The sequence below is a fragment of the Streptomyces caeruleatus genome, assembly GCF_001514235.1.
GTDB lineage: Bacteria > Actinomycetota > Actinomycetes > Streptomycetales > Streptomycetaceae > Streptomyces > Streptomyces caeruleatus.
In genome coordinates this window covers 413,624-432,686 of the sequence record NZ_KQ948928.1, presented here as the reverse complement: position 1 = coordinate 432,686, position 19,063 = coordinate 413,624, and the positions used below count along the sequence as shown (strand labels likewise).

Genomic DNA, 19,063 nt, shown 5'->3' with positions numbered 1-19,063 from the left:
CTGTCGACGTGACGACGACCGTCCAATCGCCCCCTGCGCCCCCCACGGCGATACGCCCCAGGGTGGTCGCCCGCACGGGTCTGTACGCCCTGCTCGCCGCGAACGTGGCCGTGGTCCTCTACTTCTTCTTCGCCGCGGGTTTCGCCTCGAACACCCTCATCGTGCTCGGCCGCCTCACCGGCCTGTTCGGCGCGCTCCTCATGGCGTTCCAGCTGCTGCTGGTGGCTCGGCTGCCCTGGCTCGACCGCCGGATCGGCATGGACCGGCTGACCTCCTGGCACCGCTGGACCGGCTTCAGCGTCCTGTGGGCCCTCCTCGCGCACGCCGTGTTCATCACCTTCGGCTACGCCGAGTCGTCCTCGCTCGACCCGGTGAACCAGCTGATCGACCTCGCCGAGACGGTCGAGGGCGTGCTGCGTGCCGTCGTCGCGCTGGGGATCATCATCGTGATCGGTGTGGTGTCGGCCCGGTTCGCGCGGCGCCGGCTGGCGTACGAGACGTGGCACTTCATCCACCTGTACACCTACGTCGCGGTGGTCCTGGCGTTCACGCACCAGGTCGCGGTCGGTACGTCCTTCACCTCGTCCTCCGTGGCCACGGCGTACTGGTACGGGGTGTGGGGTGTGGCCCTCGCCTCCGTCTTCGGCGGCCGGCTGGTCCTCCCGCTGTGGCGGAACTGGCGCCACCAGTTGCGCGTCTCCGCCGTGGTCGCCGAGTCCGACAACGTGGTCTCCGTCTATGTCACCGGCCGTGACCTGGACAAGCTTCCGGCACGCGCCGGCCAGTTCTTCCTGTGGCGGTTCCTGACGAAGGACCGCTGGTGGCAGGCCAACCCGTTCTCCCTGTCGGCCGCGCCCGACGGCAACCAGCTGCGGCTCACCGCCAAGGCGGCCGGTGCCGGTTCGGCGGGCCTGAGGCATCTCAAGGTGGGCACGCGCGTCTTCGCCGAGGGCCCCTACGGCGCCTTCACCACGATGCACCGCACCCGGCCGGAGGCCGTGCTCATCGCGGGCGGCGTCGGCGTCACCCCGATCCGGGCGCTGCTGGAGGAGCTGCACGGCCACGCGGTCGTGATCTACCGGGTCGCCACGGACCGGGACGCCGTCCTGTACGGCGAGCTGGCGGAGCTCGCCCACGCCAAGGGCGCCGAGCTGCACCTGGTGACCGGGCCGCCCGTCCCGGACCAGCTGGCCCCGGCGGAGCTGACGCGACTGGTGCCGGACATCACCGACCGGGACGTGTTCCTGTGCGGCCCGCCGCCCATGATGAACGCGTTGATCGGCAGCCTGCGCGAGGTGGGCGTGCCCAAGCAGCAGGTCCACTTCGAGCGTTTCAGCCTGGCCGGCTGAGAGGGACGGGAAAGACATCGTGAAGCGAGCAATACCTGTCCTGGTCCTGAGCGCCGTGGGCCTGATCCCGGTCTGGCGCTACGAGCCGTCCCTCGGCTCCACGACCACGGAGGCCGCGACACCGGCCTCGACGCCCTCGGCGGCGGCCGGATCCGGGAACACGGTCGTCAAGGGCCCGACCGTGCAGACCGAGAAGGGTCCCGTGCAGGTCCAGGTGACCTTCCAGGGCGACAAGATCACGGCTGTGAAGATGCTCCAGCAGCCGAACCACCCCCAGACCACGGCCGCCGTGCCGAAGCTGATCGCCGAGACCCTTCAAGCCCAGAGCGCCGACATCGACACGGTCTCCGGCGCCACGATCACCAGCGACGGCTACCGGAAGTCCCTCCAGGCCGCCATCGACGCGAACGCGAAGTCGGCGTCCTCGTCCTCCGCGTCCGCCGCCTCGCAGACGCAGACGGTCGACGGCCCGACGGTGAACACGGACAAGGGCCCCGTCCAGGTTCAGGTGACCTTCGAGGGCGACAAGATCTCGGCCGTGCAGATGCTCCAGCAGCCGAACCACCCCCAGACCACGGCCGCCGTGCCGAAGCTGATCGCCGAGACCCTTCAAGCCCAGAGCGCCGACATCGACACGGTCTCCGGCGCCACGATCACCAGCGACGGCTACCGGGAGTCCCTCCAGGCGGCCATCGACGCGAAGGGTGCCTGACGTGCACCGCGTCGAGCACGTGATGGGGTTCCCGGTCTCGCTGCGGGTCGACGACGCGCACGTCGGCGAGGAGTCGGCCTACGCCGTCTTCGCGTGGCTGCGCGAGGTGGATGCCCGGTTCAGCCCGTTCAAGGCGGACAGCGAGGTCCGCCGGCTGGACCGGGGCGAGATCGCGCGCGGCGACGTCAGCGCGGACCTCGACGAGGTGCTGGGCCTGTGCGAGGAGTACCGGGTCGCCACCGGCGGCGCCTTCGACGTACGGCTGCCGGGCCGCGGGCTCGATCCGTGCGCGGTGGTCAAGGGCTGGTCGGTGCAGCGGGCGGCCGAGTTGCTCACCGCCGCGGGAGCGCGGCGCTTCGTCCTCAACGCCGGTGGTGACGTCGTCGCCTCCGGCGGGCCCTGGCGGGTGGGGGTACGCCACCCCGAGCAGGCCGACAAGGTGTGCACGGTGGCCGAGCTCACCGACGGGGCCATCGCGACGTCCGCGCGCTACGAACGCGGCGACCACATCGTCGACGGCCGCACCGGACGCCCGGCGACCGGACTGCTCTCGCTGAGCGTCGTGTCGTCCTCCCTGACCGTCGCGGACACCGTGGCGACCGCCGCGTTCGCGATGGGCGCGGAGGGCGTCGAGTGGGCGGCCGGACGGCCGGGCTGCGAGGTGTTCGCGGTGGACGCCGAGCGGCGGGTCTTCCGTACGGAGGGCTTTCCGGTGGCGTCGGCGAAGACGCGGACGGCTGCCTGACCGAGGGGAAGACTCCGGGAGTCCGGTCAGCCGATCCCTTCCGGCAGGGCCACGGTCCCGTCGTAGGGCCCCACGGTCCGCTCGGTCACCTCCTGTTCGTACCGGATGTGCTGTCCGTCGTAGGGGATGCGGAAGCGGCACGTGAAGGTGTGCGCGGTGATCCGGTACGTCGAGGGGTCGAGGACGAGGGTCTCCTCGACGCCCTCTACGGTGATCCCGCTCTCGGGGGCGGCGACGCCGGCCGCGCGCAGTTGCCGCAGGGTCGGGGCGAGTTCGCGCAGGGCCTTCCGCACGACGGCCTCGTCCCGTACGCCGGGCAGGGCGGCGGTCGTGGCGCGGACGCGTAGTTCGACCCGGTCGGCAGGCGTGGCGAGGGTGACGTCGGCGCCGTATCCGCGGAACGCGTCGAGCGCGGCGAGCGGGTCCTCGACCTTGCCCGCGAACTCCGGGTCGGTGAGGGGCCCGTGTTCCCAGTCGGCGGTGCCCTTCTTGACGTAGGCCGTCCCGTCGGCGACGTAGATCTCCTCGGGCTTGCTCACGCCCTTGCTGAGCGTGCTGCCGGTGGAGTGCAGCGCCCATGGGTCGTCCGTGGTCCGGCGCACGGTGGCCGTGTAGGTGGCGGCGTTCTCCTGGCCCTGGAGCACCAGGCCCTCGCGGCCCTTCACCGCGAACGTCCAGCCCTTCCGTGCGGCCATCGCCTTCTCGGCGCGGGCGAGGAACTCGGCGGCGGTGCGCGGCTCGGGTTCGGGGTCGGGTTCGGCGGGTTCGGCGGGGGCGGCCTGGGGGCCGGGGGCGGTGGGCCGCGCCGAGTCGACGGGTCGTCCGTCGTCCGCCGGGTCCGCACAGGCGGTCAGGACGGCGGCGAGGAGCAGCGCCGTCGCGGCCAGGGGCCTTCTCACGCGGCGGCCCTCCTGCCCCGGCCGTGCAGGGTCAGATAGAAGGTCTGGAGGGATTCGCCGGGCCCGCCGAGGTCGAAGCGGTTGCGGACCTTGCCGACCGGGTTCCAGACCCGGCCGTCCGGCATCCGCACGCCGACCGGCTGGCCGAAGTAGGCGCGCTGGTCGGCGTCGAAGTCCACCCACTCCGCGCCGGCGCGGCGCACGAGCACCTCACCGACGTAGGCACCGAGCCCGAACAGCGTCTCCCGCACCTGCTCCCGCGCAGCGCCGCCCTTGCGCAGCCCGTCGATCAGGAAGTCCACGATCCGCAGGCTGGCCACGGAGTAGTCCAGCGGCAGCCGGCCCCGGACGGTGACGCGGGCGACGAAGTCCGCAGCGTACGCCCGCATGTCCTCGGCGCCCGTGCCGCGTCTTTCCGCTGGGCTCAATGGGACCCCCACCCCTTCGCTCGACGGCCGGCAGAGCTGCGTCCGGCACTCCTGACCGATCAAGCGGATGTCGCATCGCGAACATCACGGGTCACGGGCGTGTCGATGCCCACACAACCGAGTCACAGCGGACGTACAACCTTTGGGATCTGCCATGCGTCGGCGGCGCCTGGCTTTGGCGCTGTTTGTCCGTGCGTTGGCATCGGGCGCGTCCCCTGCTGTACAACCGCCCCGCTTCGACTGCCTCATCCGTCCTGGCCGCCACATCCGCTCACCACCAGGGAGACTTCATGAGAACGCGTGCCCGGAAGAGCACGTACACCCGCATCGCCACCGGCCTCGCCACGACGCTGGCGCTCACGGCCGTTTCCTCGGGTCTGCTGGGCGGCGCCACGGCGCAGGCCTACGAGGTCGAGACCGGTACCTTCGCCTTCAGCGGCGACGCGGGGGAATACATCAGCGCCGGACAGTCGTACTCCTACTCCGACGCGGCGGGCTCGCAGGACGCCATCACCGTCCAGGGCTACAGCACGAACGGCGTCCCGGGGACCGACCTCAGCGTGTTCGTCGACGGCGCGGCCGGTGACACCTGGGCGCTGCATCTCGCCGCGCCCTGGGGGCAGCCCCAGTCGCTGACGCCCGGCACGTACACCGGCGCCAAGGCGAACCCGAGCCCCGACGAGCCTCGGCTCGAACTCCGGGGCAACGGCCGGGACTGCCTCGCCGAGGGCTCCTTCACCATCCGTTCCGTGGAGTTCGGACCGAACGGATACGTCAAGGACCTCGACGCCTCCTTCGAACAGCACTGCCCGGGAGTCACGGAAGCGCTGCGCGGCGAGGTACGCGTCCACAATCCGGAGCCGCCCGCCGAGACCGTGCTGGGCCTCCGGATCGCGGCCGCCGGCACCGCCGACAAGCGGAGCGGGAAGGCGGCCGTCCACGGCACCGTGACATGCAACTCGTCCGTCACGGTCGACTCGTACGGCACGGTCAGCCAGACCGTCGACGGCGGCACCGTCCGCGGCTCGTACCGCGTGCAGGTGCCGTGCGTGCCCGGCGAGCCCGTCGCGTGGACCGCCGAGGCCACCCCCACGGGCAGCGCGCCCTTCCAGCCGGGCGCGGCTTCGGTGATCGCCCGCGCCACCGGCAAGGACCCGTTCTACGGCCAGACGATCACGGCCGACTACAGCGGTTCCCTGAATCTCGACAAGAAGTGACGGCAGGAGGCACCCGACATGAGCTAAGGTTAGGCTTACCTAACTCGAAAGGTCCCCATGTCTGCTGCCTCCTGCCCCGAGCCGTCGCCCGCCGAGCGTGCCCGCTCGGTGCTGGCGGCGGCCGGTTCGCTGACCGTCACCACGCAGGGCCACCGCATCGAGCTGATCGGCCTGCACACCGTCGACGCCGCCGCACGGCTGCTCCTGCCAAACCCGCCGGACGGCCACCTCGGCGCCGAGTCGGCGATGGCGCCGCACGGTGACCTCGCCACCCTCGTGGAGTTCACCGACATCGCGCCCGTCGCCGTACGCGAACGGGTGCGCGCCCGGCTGACGCTCGGCGGCTGGCTCACCGCCCTCGGGCCGAAGGCCCTGGTGTTCAACCCTGCCCGGGCGGTGCTCACCGACGACGACGGCACGATCGTCATCGGCCTCGACGAACTGACCCTCGCCTCCCCCGACCCCCTCGCCACGCACGAGGCGGAGATGCTGGCCCGGCTGGACGCGGCCCACGCCCACACGGTGGCTCCGCTCGCCCGGCTGCTGCCCGCCCGGGAACAGCTCGGCGCGACCGGCGTACGGCCGCTGCGGCTCGACCGGCACGGCCTGGTGCTCCGGCTGGAGACGCCGGAGGCCCACCACGACGTCCGGCTGCCCTTCGCCACCGCCGCCACGCACCCGGGAGAGGCGGTGCGCCAGATCCACGCCCTGCTCGCCGAGGCCACGGCCCGGCCGCGTGGCCGTCGCCTGCCGACCAGGTCGTAGGCGAGGGCGCGCCCCCAAGGCCGCCGATCTCCGGGCCACCGCCGAGGCCTTCCCGTCTCCTCCGCGAACCGCCCGGAGGTCGGCTTCTCACAACCGGGTACCCGTCTCCAGGCGCTCCGTGGTCCGCATGAGAGCGATCGTGAACGGGTGTTGAGGGGCCGTCAGAATCTGCCGCGTCGGCCCCTGTTCGACGATCTCCCCCGCGTCCAGTACGGCGACGCGCCGGGCCAGACGTGCGGTGTCCAGGTCGTGGGTGACGAGGACGAGGGAGAGGTCGCCCTCCTCGCCGACCAGGCCCGAAAGGACGTCGAGGATGCCCCGCCGGGTGACCGTGTCCAGGCCCGAGGTGACCTCGTCGCAGATCAGCACCCGGGGGCGGGCGAGCAGCGCGCGGGCGAGGGCGGCACGCTGGAGTTCGCCGCCGGAGAGTTCGCCGGGGCGGCGGTGGGCCAGGCGCTCGGACAGGCCGAGGCGGTGCAGGGTGGTCGAGGCCTCGGCCGTGGCCGCCCGTTCGTCGATGCCGCGCAGGCGTACGGCCGTGCGGGCCACCTGGCGCAGCACGGGACGGTGTTCGTCGAAGGCGGCGCGGGCGTCCTGGAAGACGTACTGCACGGCGGCGAGCTGGGACCGGTCGCGGCGGCGGAGGCTGCGAGCGAGGGGCGTGCCGTCGAGCAGGATGTCGCCGTCGTGGTCGCTGTGCAGGCCCGCCAGGCAGCGGGCGAGCGTGGTCTTGCCGCTGCCGGAACGGCCGACGACGGCCACGCATTCGCCCGGGTGGAGGGCGAGGTGCGGGGCGCGCAGGACCACGGTTCGCCGGTCGTGCACGGCGGTCAGGTCCCGTACTTCCAGGACGGGTCGGCCGGCCTCGGCGGCCGTCGCGTCCGGCGGTGCCGCGCGCTGGTCGTCGAGCAGCCGGCGGGTCCACTCGTGCCGGGGTGTCGTCCACAGCCGTTCCACCGGGCCCGACTCCACGACCCGGCCCTCGCGCATGACGAGGACCTCGTCGGCGAGGGCGCGGACCACGTCCAGGTCGTGGCTGAGCAGGACGACCGCGATGCCGCGCGCCGCGACGGCGGCCAGCTGCTCGACGATACGGCTCTTGGTCAACGCGTCCTGGCCGGTGGTGGGTTCGTCGGCGACGATGACACGGGCGCCGAGCAGCAGGGCCTGGGCGAGGACGACGCGTTGCTGCTGGCCGCCGGAGAGCTGGTGCGGGTACCGGCTCAACAGGACTTCGCCGTCAGGGAGTTGGGCATCCTCCAGGGCCCGCAGGACCAGTGCGCGGGCCGCCTCGCGGCGTTCGGCTCGCGGCAGGTGGCGGACCTGGGGGCGGGCGATGTCGTCGAGGAGGGCGCTGACGCGGCGGGCCGGGTTCAGCACGGCCGCCGGGTGCTGGGGCACATAGCCCACCGGGCCGTCCCCGGGCCGCCGCACCTCGCCCGTGACCTGCGCGCCGGCCGGGTACTCCCCCAGCAGCGCGAGGCCGGTCGTGGTCTTGCCGCTGCCCGAGGCGCCGACCAGGGCGGTCACCTTGCCGGGATGTACCCGCAGGTGCACGCCGTCGACGAGGGCGCGGCCGTCGACCTCGACGCGCAGGTCACGGATCTCGGCGACCGCGGCCTGGGTTGCTCGGCTCACCGGCGTCGTCCCTTCTTCTCCAGCGCGGCGTCGAAGAGGAGGTTCGTCCCCGTCGTCAGCGCCACGATCAGCAGCGCGGGCACCACCACGGCCCAGGGCTGCACCAGCAGACCGGTGCGGTTGCGGTCGACCATGACCGCCCAGTCGGCGGCGTCCGGCGCGACACCGACCCCGAGGAACGCCGCCGTCGACACCAGGTACAGCACACCCGTCAGCCGGATCCCGGCGTCGGCGGCGAGGGTGCGCAGCGCCGACCGGCCGACATAGCCGACGGCGATCCGCCACCAGGTCTCCCCCTGCATCCGCAGCGCCTCGACGGCGGGCCGTGCCGCGGCCTCACCCGCCGCCGCCCGCACGATCCGCGCCGCGTCGGGCACGTTCACCAGCGCCACGAGCAGCGCGAGCCCGGCGGCGCCCGGCGAGAACACGGAGGCCACGAGCAGGATCAGCAGCAGCGACGGTACGGCGAGCAGTACGTCCAGCGGCCGCATCAGCAGCTCCTCCAGCCGGCGGAGGCGGGTGAGCGCGCTGACCAGCGCGACCGGGACGGCCACGAGATACGCGAGCGCGGTGGCGGCGAGCGCGGTCAGGACGACCGTACGGCCGCCCAGCAGGACCTGTCGCCACACGTCCCGGCCCACGAAGTCGGTACCGAGCCAGTGGCCGCCGCCGAGGGTGAAGGAGACGGCCCGGGGGCCGGCATCACCCGCGAACAGCGGCCCGAGCAGGGCGAGGACGAGAGGCACGGCGACGACGGTGAGACCGAGCGCGAAACGGCGGTACGCCGTCATGCGGCCACCCCCGCTCGCGGGGTCAGCCGGTACGCCACCAGGTCGGCCCCGAGGTTGAGCAGCACCGTCAGCACGCCGAACACCACGGCCAGCCCCTGCACGACGGGTACGTCCCGTTCGGCCACCGCGTTGAGGAGTACCGTGCCCAGGCCCGGGATCACGAAGAGGGCCTCCACCACGATCACCCCGCACAGCAACCAGTCGACGGTACGGGCGAGTTGCTGCACCGCCGGGGCCAGCGCGTTCGGCAGCGCGTGGGCGTAGCGGACGCGGGCGCCGGGGACGCCGTAGCGGCGGGCGTGGGCGGCGTAGGGGGAGGCCAGGGCGTCGACCATGCCCGCCCGGACCAGGCGGGACAGGGAGCACACCGGGCGGGCCAGCAGCACCAGCACCGGCAGGACCAGTGCCGCCGGATGGCCGAGCAGCTCGGTGCCGTAGCCGACCGCCGTCGGCGGCAGCCAGGCCAGTTTCAGGGCGAGGACCGTCACCAGCAGCACGCCGAGGGCGAACTCGGGGACGGCGTACACGGCCAGGGTGACCGAGCTGACCAGCCGGTCGACGAGGCGTCCCTCGTGGCGGGCCGCGAGCACGCCGAGGCCGAAGCCGAGCGGGACGAGGAGGGCGAGGGTGAGCGCGGCGAGCAGCAGGGTGGGGCCGAAGGCGTCGGTGATGTACTGGGTGACGGGGCGCCCCGAGGTGAGGGATGTACCGAAGTCACCGTGCAGCATGCCCGCGGCCCAGTCGGCCAGCCGCTCGGGTGCGGGGCGGTCGAGGTCCATCGCCTCGCGGATGGCGGCGATGCGGGCGGGGTCGGGCTGGTCGCCGGCGAGGGCGACCGCCGCGTCGCCCGGGAGCGCTTCCGTCAGGGCGAAGACCAGGAGCACGACGGCCAGGGTCTGGGCTCCGCCTAGCAGGAGGCGCCGGGCGACGAAGGAGCGCCCACTCGCCGTGTCGCGGTAGGCCGTCTTGCGTGTGCTGCGCCGTCGTGGCTGGTCGCGCCCCGCGGCGGAGCCGCATTTCGACACAGCCCCGCGCCCCTTGGCGGCGCTGCCGCCCAACTGGGTCGTCACGCCAGCCACACCTTGTCGAAGCGGGCCCAGTCCAGGGTGTTCGCCGGTGCTTTGGTCTCAACCCCCTTGACCCTCTTGGTCGTTCCGATGATCCAGTCCGCGAAGCCCCAGATGAGGAAGCCGCCCTCGGTGTACAGGCGGCGCTGCATGCGCTCGTACACCGCTGCCCGTTCCGTCTTGTCGCGGGTGGACTGGGCCTGTTGGTAGAGGGCGTCGAAGTCCTTGTGCCGCCACTTGGTGGCGTTGGTGGTGGAGTCGGTGAGCAGGCGCTGGGAGAGGTGGGCCTCGATGGGCATGGCGCCGGAGCGGTAGCAGCACAGGGTGCCGTTGTCGAGGATGTCGCTCCAGTAGGAGTCCTTGCTGCCCACCTTCACGTCGATGGTGACCCCGGCCTTGGCGGCCTGGTCGCGGAAGATGCCGGCGGCCTCGGTGAACCCGGCGGCGACGGCCGAGGTGTCCAGGGTGACCCTGAGGTTCTCGGCGCCGGCCTTCTTCAGCAGGGCGCGGGCCCGGTCGAGGTCCTGCTCACGCTGGGGCAGGCCGGCGGCGTAGTACTCGTAGCCCTTGCCGAACAGGTCGTTGCCGACCTCGCCCGCGCCGGACAGGGCGCCGTCGAGGAGTTCCTGCCGGTCGGCGATGAGGAAGAAGGCCTCGCGGACCCGCTTGTCGTCGAAGGGCGCTCGGTCGGTCTTCATGCAGAACGCCTGCATGGCGCTGTTGCGCAGCCGCACGATCTCGATCTGGCCTCCGGCCTCGTGGGCGCGGGCGGTGGTCGGGTTGAGTTCGTGGGCGTACTCGATCTGGCCGCCGAGGAGGGCGTTGACGCGGGCGGACTCCTCGTTGGCGACGACGAACTCGATCTCGTCGAGGTGCGGGGCGCCCTCCCAGTAGTCGTCGTTGCGGCGGAACACGGCGGAGCGGCCGGGGGCGAAGGAGACGAACCGGAAGGGGCCGGAGCCGACCGGCTTCTTGTCGAAGTCGGTGCCGGTGGCGTTCTCGGGGACGATGTACGCGCCGAACGCGGCCAGGACGTTGGGGAACTCGGCGGTGGGCCGCTTGAGGACGAACTCGACGGTCCGTTCGCCGGTGGCGCGGCTGGCGTCGAGGTCGACGGGTTCCAGGGACGCCTTGGCGCGGAACGCCTGCTCGGGGTCGGCGATACGGCGGTAGCTGTAGAGGACGTCCCTGGCGGTGACCGGCCTGCCGTCATGGAAGGTGGCCTGACGCAGCGTCACCTGCCAGCGGTCCAGCGTCTTGTTGGGCTCCCACTTCTCGGCGAGGCGGGGCTGGGCGGAGAGGTCGGCGCCGTAGTCGGCGAGCTTGTCGTAGAGGGCCTTGGCGCGGGCCACGTCGGCGAAGAGGTTGGCCAGGTGCGGGTCGAGGGTCTCGCTGGCACCGCCCCCCGCGAACGCGGCACGCAGCCGTCCGCCGCGCTTGGGGGTGCCGGAGGTGCTCTGCGCCTGGTCGTCCGTGCCGCCCGAGCAGCCGACGAGGGCGAGGGCGGCGGCGCCCGAGGTGGCGGCGAGGAAGCCGCGGCGGCGCAGGCCGGGAAGACGTTCGTCGTACATGTCTGGTCCTTGGTGTCAGAGGGTGTGCCGGCGCGCGACGAGGTGCAGCCGGTCCGCGTCGGTGGTGGTCCCGGGCGACTCGCCCTCCCGCCAGGCGGGTTCGGTGCGTGGTCCGGGTCCGTCGTGCAGTTCGAGCACCTCGAAGCCGTGCGCGGCGAGGAGGTGGCGCAGCTCCTGCGGGAACAGCAGCCGCCAGGCGGACCGCTGCTCGACGGGCGGTGATCCGTCGTCGGCGGTCCATACGCGGGTACGGCGCAGGAGTTGGGCGGTGCGGTCGACCGTCAGGGTGGTACGGGACCGGTGGACGGTGCCCTGCCAGGTGAAGGAGTCGGCCTTCGGGCTGTCCAGGAGATCCGTACGGCCCAGGAAGTACGCTCCGTTGCGCATCTCCGCGACCAGCAGCCCGCCCGGTGCGAGGGCCGCGCGGCAGGAGGCGAGGAAGCCGTCGAGCTGGTCGTTGGTGTGGCAGTACAGCAGGGAGCTGTCCAGGCAGACGACGGCGTCGAAGGTGCCCAGGTCGAATCCGTGCAGGTCGGCACGGACATAGGTGGGTCCCGGGTGGTGGGCCCGGGCATGGGCCAGCATCGCCTCGGAGAGGTCGGCGCCGGTGACCACGCGGCCGGCGGCATGCAGGTGCGCGGCGTCGCGGCCGGTGCCGCAGCCCATGTCGAGGAGGCGCGGCCCGGCGTCGTACCGGCGCAGACAGTCCTCCGTCCAGCGCCCGGCGAGCCGGTCGGCGTCGGGGAAGCGGGCCTCGTAGAGGGCGGGGTTGTCGGTGAGGAGGTTGGCGTCGGTGAGGAGGCTGCCGTCGCTCATGCGCGGGCCCCCGCGCGCACCGGGTCCGCATGGACGGGCAGCACCCCACGGCGATGCAGCCAAGCGACCGCGCCAGCCGACGCCAGTCCTACGGCGGCGCAGCACATCCAGGGCAGCCCTTCGTGCCCGCCACGCTCCCCGGCGTCCATGGCCCAGCCGACGACCGCGTTGCCGACGGCGGCGGCAATGCCGGAGACGACGTAGAAGATCCCGAAGTACGTGCCGGTCAGCTCGGGGCGGCCGAAGCCGGGGATGAGCTCCATCACGAACGGGGAGGCGATCATGATGCCGAGGTAGAGCAGGAGGGCGCTGAGCAGCACGAGCGGTGCGCCGAGGAGGGGCGGCAGGAAGGCCAGCCCCATCACGGCGAGTCCGGTGGCGATCCAACGGGGCCTGGAGCCACGGGACTTGAGCGTGCGGGTGATGCGTAGCTGGAGCGCGAGGTTGGCCACCGTGCCGATCAGGAAGACCAGTCCGGCCGCCCCGTCCCATCCGGTGGCCTCCCGGGCCCCGTCGGGCAGCAGTAGGTAGAGCTGGTTCTCCAGGGTGAACATGCCGACCATGGCGAGCGCGAAGGCGAGGAAGGCCCGGTTGCCGAGCACCTCGCGCCAGTCGCCGAGGACGCCGCTGCCGGTCGGCTCGACCTCGCGGGCGGGCAGGACGAGGGCCTGCGCGACGGTGAGTACCGCGAAGATGCCGGCGGCGGTCAGCGCGGACGTACGGAAGTCGACGAGGAGCAGGGCGCTGCCCAGCAGCGGGCCGATCAGCGCGCCGGTCGTGGCGAACACGTTGAACAGCGCGAACGCCTCCGCCTTGCGCTCCCCCGACTCCTGCGCGAGATAGGCCCGCACGGCCGGGTTGAACAGCGCCCCCGCGAGTCCGCTGAGCACGGACGCGGCGAGCAGCACCGGCAGCCCGTCGCCCAGCGCGAACAGCCCGAAGCCGACGGTCCGCAGCGCGCACCCGGCGATGATCACGCCCCGCGCCCCGAGCCGGTCCGCTGCCGAGCCGCCGATGATGAACAGGCCCTGCTGGCTGAGGTTGCGCACGCCGAGCACGATGCCGACGACCGCCGCCGACATGCCCAGGTTCTCGCCGAGGTGGGTGGCGAGGTACGGGATGAGGAGGTAGAAGCCGGTGTTGACGCCGAGCTGGTTGACGAGAAGGAGCTGGACGGCGAGCGGGAAGCCCCGCATCTCACGCCACGTCCGCATGCGCCGTCACCTCCTCGACTCCCAGTCCGGGCAGGTCACTTGTGCGTACGGTGCCGTCCGCGCCGCCGATGCCCGTCCACGGGTCGCGCGCGAGCAGCAGATGCCCGTCCAGGTCGACCCAGCGGGCGCGGTCGGCCAGCTGGACGGCGGGTGCGATGCCGAGGGTGCTGGCGGTGAGGCAGCCGAGCATCAGCTCCGTCCCGCTGCCCTCGATCAGCTCCGCGATCCGCAGGGCCGCCCGGACTCCCCCGCACTTGGCGAGCTTGACGTTGACTCCGTGGACGCGCCCGGCCAGCCGCCGTACGTCCGCCACGCTCACCGCGTCCTCGTCGGCGATGACGGGCAGCGGTGACCTCTCGGCGAGGGCGCCCAGCGCGTCCGGGTCGCCGGGCGGCAGGGGCTGTTCGACGGCCTCGACGCCGAGCGCGGCGAACCGGGGCAGCAGACGTGCGGCCTCCGCCACGCTCCAGGCGCCGTTCGGGTCCAGCAGCAGCCGCACCTGAGGGGCCGCGTCACGGATGACCCGTACGCGCTCCACGTCGTCCTCGGCGTCGTGCGAGCCCGCCTTCACCTTGACGACCTCGAATCCGCTCGCGGCGAGGCGCCGGGCCTCGGCGGCCGCATGGGCGAGCGAGGTGATGCCGATGGTGCGTGCGGTGGCGACACCGAACGACGCCGGGGCGCCCAGCAGACGGTGGACGGGCACACCGTCCCGTTTGCCGACGAGGTCCAGCAGCGCGGACTCGACGGCGGCGACGACGGCGGGCGGCACGGGCGCGGCGGCCTGTGAGGACAGGGCCTCCAGGGCGCTGTCGGGATCGGCGAACCGTTCCAGGCCGACCGACGAGATCAGCCGTACGAGCGTGTCGGCGTCCAGGCCGTAGTACACGCTGCTGACGGCCTCGCCGTATCCGGTCACCCCGTCGTGCTCGACGGCCAGCCACACGGCGTCGCGGGCGGTCATGGTGGAGCGGGAGATGCGCAGCGGCTCGGCGAGTTCGAGCCGTACGGTGCGCAGGCGGGCCTTCATCGTGTCCTTCCGGGAGAGAGGGGATCGGCGACCCGTGTGCACCGCGCCCAGCCGCTCGCCTCGGCGGCGTAGGGATGCGGTATCTCCACGGGCCGGGTGGCGGCACCCGCGAGGTCGAGGCCGTGGGCGGTGAGGAAGTCGTCGTCGTAGACGGTGCCGAGGTAGCGGTGCGGCCCGTCGGGGAAGACGGTGGCGACGACCGCGCCCGGGTGCACGCGGGCCGCCCAGGCGGCGACCCGCGCCACGGCGCCCGTGCTCCAGCCGCCGCTGACGAAACTGCCCTGGGCGAGCCTGCGGCAGCTGTCCACGGCCTCGGCGGGGCCGATCCAGTGGACCTCGTCGAAGGCGTCGTAGGCGACGTTGCGCGGGTGGATGCTGCTGCCGAGGCCGCGCATGAGGCGGGGGCGGGCGGGCTGGCCGAAGATCGTGGAGCCGGTGGCGTCGACGCCGATGAGCCTGAGGCCCGGCCAGTGCCGGCGCAGCGGTCCGATGATCCCGGCGCTGTGGCCGCCCGTGCCGACGCTGCACACCAGGACGTCCAGGTGGTCGAGCTGCACGGCGAGTTCGGCGGCCAGGGAGGCGTAGCCGGTCGTGTTGTCGGGGTTGTTGTACTGGTCGGGCCAGTAGGCGCCGGGGAGTTCGGCGAGCAGCGTGCGCAGCCGGCCGAGCCGTGCGGCCTGCCAGCCGCCCTGCGGCGCCGGGCGATCGACGAGTTCCAGGCGGACGCCGTGCGCGCGCAGCAACTGCCGCATGGACGGCTCCAGTTCGCTGTCGCCGACCAGCACGACGGGGTGGCCGAGCGCCTGCCCGGCGAAGGCCAGCCCGATACCGAGCGTGCCGGAGGTGGACTCCACGACCGGGGCGCCGGGCAGCAGTTCGCCGCGTTCGCGGGCGCCGAGCAGCATCGACACGGCGGCCCGCGCCTTCATGCCGCCCGCCGCGAGCCCTTCGAGCTTGGCCCAGAAGCCGGGGTGGGGGCCCGGCAGGTCGGCGGTGACGCGGACGACGGGCGTACGGCCGAGCAGGGTGAGCAACTCCGGTCGGGCGGTGGACCGTACGGCCGTGGTGGTGGTCATCGCGTACCTCCGGCACAGCGGTAGCGGTGGACGACCCCGGGTCCGCCGTCGAGCCAGAAGAAGGGGTACGGCTCCGCGCACACCGCGCTCACACCGTGCCCCAGGAAGCGGGGCAGCACCGCGCTGCCGGTCTGCGCGAACATCACCAGCTGCTTGCCGTGCCGCAGCGCGTGCTCGCGCAGGGGCTCGAAGCTGCCGTTGCCCAGGGTCATCCCGGACACCAGCAGCGCGTCACAGCCCTCGGCCGCGGCGAGGGCGTCCGCGACGACCGGCTCTCCCCACTCGGTCACCCCGCCCTTGAGGTCGCACGGGACATAGCCGAGCCCACGTGAACGCAGGGCGCCCAGCAGGGAGTTGACGACTCCGACGACGAGCACCGTGGCGCCGGCCGACAGGTCCAGCAGCTCGACCACGGCTCTCGCCCGGGTCTCGGACTTCTCCAGCGAGGACCCGGCGGGCAGCGGGGTGGGCAGCGCCCCGTGGTCCGGTGTGTGCGGGGTGACGTGCATCAGGTAGGCATCGAGGGCGGCCACGCGCACCGCCGCCAGCGGGTGCTCCAGCAGCCGCGCCACGTCGGCGCCGACACAGTCGTCGAGCGCGCTGTCCGGCAGTTCCCCGGGCTCGACGGCGCACGACCCGACGGCCTCGGCGAGCCGCAGGCTGAGGACCTCGTTGCGGTAGCCGGTGCCGCGTCCGTCGTGCCGTACGGCCTGCCGGGTGGTGAAGGCGACGGCGACGCGCCGGGTGCGCGGGTCGGGGCCGAGGGCGCCCGCGCGGACCTGGGCGACGAGATCGTCGTACGTCCGACAGGGCGCCGTCGGCCGGACGCCGACCGGGGTCATCGGATCACCATCCCGGCGCTCAGCTCGGCCAGCAGCTCCTCGACGCGGTCACGGGCGCCGGGCCCGTCGGGGTCGCCGGCCATGACGTGCCCCAGGTACTCGTTGTTGCTGCCCGCCGCTTTCACGGCCTTGCCGGGTTCAGTGAGCTGTACTTCCAACAGGCCGGGTTCGTCAGCGAGTTGACCGGCGTCCAGCGCTTCGAGGGTGCCCGCGCGGTCCGGGACGAGGAAGCCGACGGCGGCACTGCGCAGGCCGGTGTCCGTGCGACCGAGGTCGGGGCGGCGGCCGAGGGCGACGTCCACGAAGGCGGCGGCGAGGTCGATGCCGGTGACATGGCGGACGAGTTCGGTGATGCGGTTGCCGGCGGGCCGGGGGTTGACCTCGACGACACGGGGCCCGGCGGAGGTGAGCTTGATCTCGGTGTGCGCCACGACCCCGTCGGTCAGCCCGAGGGCCTTGAGCGCGGCGAGGGCGGTCTGCTCGGCGGCGTCGAGGTCGGCGAGCGACAGCGCCGCCGGGAACATGTGGCCGGTCTCGATGAAGGCGGGCGCTCCGCCGATGCTCTTGTCGGTGACACCGACCATGTGCACGGTGCCCGCGTACGACACGGTCTCGACGCTCACCTCGGGGCCGTCGAGGAGCTCTTCGAGGAGGACGGCGGGGGTTCGGCGCTGGCCGCGGGCGTTGACCGGGAAGTCGGCCAAAGCCCTGACCAGGTCCATCAGTTGGGTCTCGTCGTCGACGCGGCGCACAAACATGCCCGCGCACAGGTCGACCGGTTTGGCGACGAGCGGGTAGCCGATCTCCCTCGCGGCCCGCGCGAGGTCGGCCCACTCCTCGTGCACGGCGAAGCGCGGTCCGGGCAGGCCGGCGTCGGCGAGGACGCGGCGGGTGGCGTCCTTGCGGCAGGCGTTCTCCACGGCCTCGGGGCCGGGGCCGGGCAGGCCGAGGTGTCCGGCGATACGGGCGACCGTCGGCAGGTAGTAGTCGCAGGAGGTGATCACCCCGTCGAAGGCGAGCACCGAGTGCAGCCGTGCCACCTCGGGCAGCAGGGCGTCGAGGTCGTTGGTGTCGGTCGTGATCACGTTGCGGGCGCCGAGCAGCGGATGCGCCGCCCCCTCGGGCGCCGAGCGCAGATAGTGATGCAGGTCACGGGTGAGGAAGGTGAACTCGTGTCCGCCCTCCCGGATCGCCCGTGGCAGCAGCCTGCTCATCGACCCGACCCAGCTCTCTACCACCAGCAGATGAGCCACAACTCCCCTTTTCGTGCCGTGAGTTCAGACGTCAAGGCAGCCCGGGGCGTCCCTCGGTCGGAGGGGTGCCGGACTTGACGCGCACACGTTAGCGATAATCATTTTCATTTGCTACCCCGTTCTTACTCAGCCTTGGAGTGACCATGTCCGTCCCACCCCGTCCCGCCGCCCTGCTGTGCGCCCTCACGGCCGCCGCGGCCCTGCTCCCCACGGCCGCCCCCGCCGCCGCCTCCGCACGCGCCACGGCCACCCTCGCCTTCGCCGCCTGCCCGGACTCCGTACCGGCCCCGCCCGCACCGGACCGCGTGGAATGCGGGCGCCTCACCGTCCCGCTCGACCGGAAGCACCCGTCCGGCCCGCGCATCGAGATCGCCGTCTCCCGCGTCCCCGCCTCCGGCACCCCGGCCGAGCGACGCGGCATCCTGCTCGTCAATCCCGGCGGCCCGGGCGGCTCCGGGCTGCCCTACGCGGTGACCAAGCGCGCCAAGCTCCCCGCGAGCGTGCGGCGCGCGTACGACGTCATCGGCTTCGACCCACGCGGCGTCGGCCACAGCACGCCGGTCGGCTGCGGCGCGATGGGCGGCCTCTTCAGCGCTCCGGGGCCGGACCCGGTCCCGGTCGGCCCGCGCGCCGAGCGGTCGTACCTCGACTCACAGCACCGGCTGGCCGACGACTGCGCGGCGGGCGCGGGCACGGCGGCGCTGCCGTACCTGTCCACCGAGCAGACGGCGTACGACATGGACGCGATCCGCGCCGCGCTGGGCGAACCGCGGACGAGCTTCCTCGGTGTCTCGTACGGCACCTACCTGGGCGCGGCCTATGCCGCTCACTTCCCGCACCGGGTGGGCCGCATGGTGCTGGACAGCGTGGTCGGCCCCTGGGACTGGTACGACTTCGACGTGCTCCAGGCCCGGGCCCTGCTCCGGGCCCGCGACACGTTCTTCGCCTGGACCGCAGCGCACCCGGACCGCTTCGGCCTGGGCAACTCGTCGTATGCGGTACGGCGTTCGTACCTGGACGCCCGCCAGGGCCTCGCCGCCCGTCCGGTGGACGGCTTCGGCCCCGCGGAGTTCGACCGTGCCGTCTACCGCGCCCTCGGCCGCACCGAACGCTGGACGGGCCTGGCCGACGGCCTGCGCACCTACCTGACGGACCGCAGCGTGGCGGGCCTGCGCCCCGCCGCCGCCTTCGACAGCCCCGAATCCCGCAACTACGAGGCGGCCAACCGGATCGTGAAGTGCGCGGACGGCCCGGGTCCGACGCCGCGCGAGATCGTGGCGGACATCCGCCGCATACGGCGACTGGACCCGCAGCCGGTCCTGACCGGCCTGGAGGCCTCGGCCTGCGCCTACTGGCACCACCGTCCGGGCAGCCGTACCCCGCTGGGCGGTCCGGCCGCCCCGCCGGTCCTGCTGGTCGCGTCCGCGCACGACCCGGTGACCCCGATCGAGGGCGCCCGGCGACTGCGGGAGGTGCTGCCCGGTTCCCGGCTGGTGGTCCTCGACGACGACTACTCCCACGGCGTGTTCGCCAGCCGGGGGAACGGGTGCGTGGACGGCACGGTGGCGGCGTATCTCGTCGACGGGGTGGTGCCGGAGGCGGACACCCGGTGTGCGGGGCCGGGGTTGCCGACGCCTGGGAAGCCGTAGC

18 protein-coding genes are annotated in these 19,063 nt (G+C 73.1%); 6 read left to right on the top strand and 12 right to left on the bottom strand.

The annotated features are described in order from the left end of the window. The first annotated feature begins 62 nt into the window (after positions 1–62). Genes AQJ67_RS17375 through AQJ67_RS17365 form a run of 3 tightly spaced genes read left to right on the top strand, consistent with a single transcriptional unit; the run spans position 63 to position 2,806 of the window. Positions 63–1,349: a ferredoxin reductase family protein gene (locus AQJ67_RS17375; RefSeq protein WP_062719678.1), complete on the top strand. Its 1,287-nt coding sequence runs from the start codon at positions 63–65 to the stop codon at positions 1,347–1,349. 19 nt (positions 1,350–1,368) lie between these two features. Continuing rightward, positions 1,369–2,061 carry an FMN-binding protein gene (locus tag AQJ67_RS17370; RefSeq protein ID WP_062719676.1) on the top strand — a complete coding sequence of 231 codons (693 nt, stop codon included), beginning with the start codon at positions 1,369–1,371 and terminating at the stop codon, positions 2,059–2,061. A 22-nt stretch (positions 2,062–2,083) separates the two neighbouring features. Next, entirely contained in the window at positions 2,084–2,806 is a 723-nt protein-coding gene (locus AQJ67_RS17365; protein WP_062720082.1) for an FAD:protein FMN transferase, read from the top strand. 26 nt (positions 2,807–2,832) lie between these two features. On the opposite strand, the gene AQJ67_RS17360 is transcribed toward AQJ67_RS17365, so the two are convergent. Together AQJ67_RS17360 and AQJ67_RS17355 are read right to left on the bottom strand one after the other, a co-directional pair. Then, positions 2,833–3,705 carry a hypothetical protein gene (locus AQJ67_RS17360; protein WP_062719674.1) on the bottom strand — a complete coding sequence of 291 codons (873 nt, stop codon included), beginning with the start codon at positions 3,703–3,705 and terminating at the stop codon, positions 2,833–2,835. Then, positions 3,702–4,094: a hypothetical protein gene (locus AQJ67_RS17355; protein WP_062719672.1), complete on the bottom strand. Its 393-nt coding sequence runs from the start codon at positions 4,092–4,094 to the stop codon at positions 3,702–3,704. The genes AQJ67_RS17360 and AQJ67_RS17355 overlap by 4 nt, the downstream gene beginning before the upstream one ends. Before the next feature lie 329 nt (positions 4,095–4,423). On the opposite strand from AQJ67_RS17355, the gene AQJ67_RS17350 reads away from it, so the two are divergent. Then, positions 4,424–5,350 carry a hypothetical protein gene (locus AQJ67_RS17350; RefSeq protein ID WP_062719671.1) on the top strand — a complete coding sequence of 309 codons (927 nt, stop codon included), beginning with the start codon at positions 4,424–4,426 and terminating at the stop codon, positions 5,348–5,350. Positions 5,351–5,407: 57 nt separating this feature from the next. Further along, complete coding sequence (locus AQJ67_RS17345) at positions 5,408–6,115, top strand: DUF2470 domain-containing protein (protein WP_063807335.1); 708 nt, start codon at positions 5,408–5,410, stop codon at positions 6,113–6,115. Positions 6,116–6,202: 87 nt separating this feature from the next. Here AQJ67_RS17345 and AQJ67_RS17340 read toward each other — a convergent pair whose 3' ends face one another. The 10 genes from AQJ67_RS17340 to AQJ67_RS17295 form a co-directional block, all read right to left on the bottom strand. Next, positions 6,203–7,753, bottom strand: a complete 1,551-nt coding sequence (locus AQJ67_RS17340) for an ABC transporter ATP-binding protein (protein WP_062719666.1) — start codon at positions 7,751–7,753, stop codon at positions 6,203–6,205. After that, positions 7,750–8,544, bottom strand: a complete 795-nt coding sequence (locus AQJ67_RS17335; RefSeq protein ID WP_062719664.1) for an ABC transporter permease — start codon at positions 8,542–8,544, stop codon at positions 7,750–7,752. The genes AQJ67_RS17340 and AQJ67_RS17335 overlap by 4 nt, the downstream gene beginning before the upstream one ends. Further along, entirely contained in the window at positions 8,541–9,458 is a 918-nt protein-coding gene (locus tag AQJ67_RS17330) for an ABC transporter permease (protein ID WP_062720081.1), read from the bottom strand. The genes AQJ67_RS17335 and AQJ67_RS17330 overlap by 4 nt, the downstream gene beginning before the upstream one ends. A 152-nt stretch (positions 9,459–9,610) precedes the next feature. After that, positions 9,611–11,182, bottom strand: coding sequence for an ABC transporter substrate-binding protein (locus tag AQJ67_RS17325; protein WP_062719662.1), 1,572 nt, complete (start codon positions 11,180–11,182; stop codon positions 9,611–9,613). Positions 11,183–11,197: 15 nt separating this feature from the next. Next, a complete protein-coding gene (locus tag AQJ67_RS17320) occupies positions 11,198–11,998 on the bottom strand; it encodes a class I SAM-dependent methyltransferase (protein ID WP_062719661.1) in 801 nt (266 codons plus the stop codon). Next, positions 11,995–13,212, bottom strand: coding sequence for an MFS transporter (locus tag AQJ67_RS17315; protein ID WP_062719660.1), 1,218 nt, complete (start codon positions 13,210–13,212; stop codon positions 11,995–11,997). The genes AQJ67_RS17320 and AQJ67_RS17315 overlap by 4 nt, the downstream gene beginning before the upstream one ends. Continuing rightward, positions 13,196–14,242, bottom strand: coding sequence for a dipeptide epimerase (locus AQJ67_RS17310; protein WP_062719659.1), 1,047 nt, complete (start codon positions 14,240–14,242; stop codon positions 13,196–13,198). The genes AQJ67_RS17315 and AQJ67_RS17310 overlap by 17 nt, the downstream gene beginning before the upstream one ends. Next, a complete protein-coding gene (locus AQJ67_RS17305; RefSeq protein ID WP_062719658.1) occupies positions 14,239–15,318 on the bottom strand; it encodes a PLP-dependent cysteine synthase family protein in 1,080 nt (359 codons plus the stop codon). Before AQJ67_RS17305 ends, AQJ67_RS17310 begins: the two co-directional genes overlap by 4 nt. Then, positions 15,315–16,160: a hypothetical protein gene (locus tag AQJ67_RS17300; protein ID WP_062719657.1), complete on the bottom strand. Its 846-nt coding sequence runs from the start codon at positions 16,158–16,160 to the stop codon at positions 15,315–15,317. Before AQJ67_RS17300 ends, AQJ67_RS17305 begins: the two co-directional genes overlap by 4 nt. Next, complete coding sequence (locus AQJ67_RS17295) at positions 16,157–17,413, bottom strand: ATP-grasp domain-containing protein (RefSeq protein ID WP_208614986.1); 1,257 nt, start codon at positions 17,411–17,413, stop codon at positions 16,157–16,159. The genes AQJ67_RS17300 and AQJ67_RS17295 overlap by 4 nt, the downstream gene beginning before the upstream one ends. Positions 17,414–17,556: 143 nt before the next feature. Here AQJ67_RS17295 and AQJ67_RS17290 point away from each other — a divergent pair, with 143 nt between their 5' ends. Next, on the top strand, positions 17,557–19,062 hold the full coding sequence (locus tag AQJ67_RS17290) for an alpha/beta hydrolase (RefSeq protein ID WP_062719656.1): 1,506 nt from the start codon (positions 17,557–17,559) through the stop codon (positions 19,060–19,062). Position 19,063 lies beyond the last annotated feature (1 nt).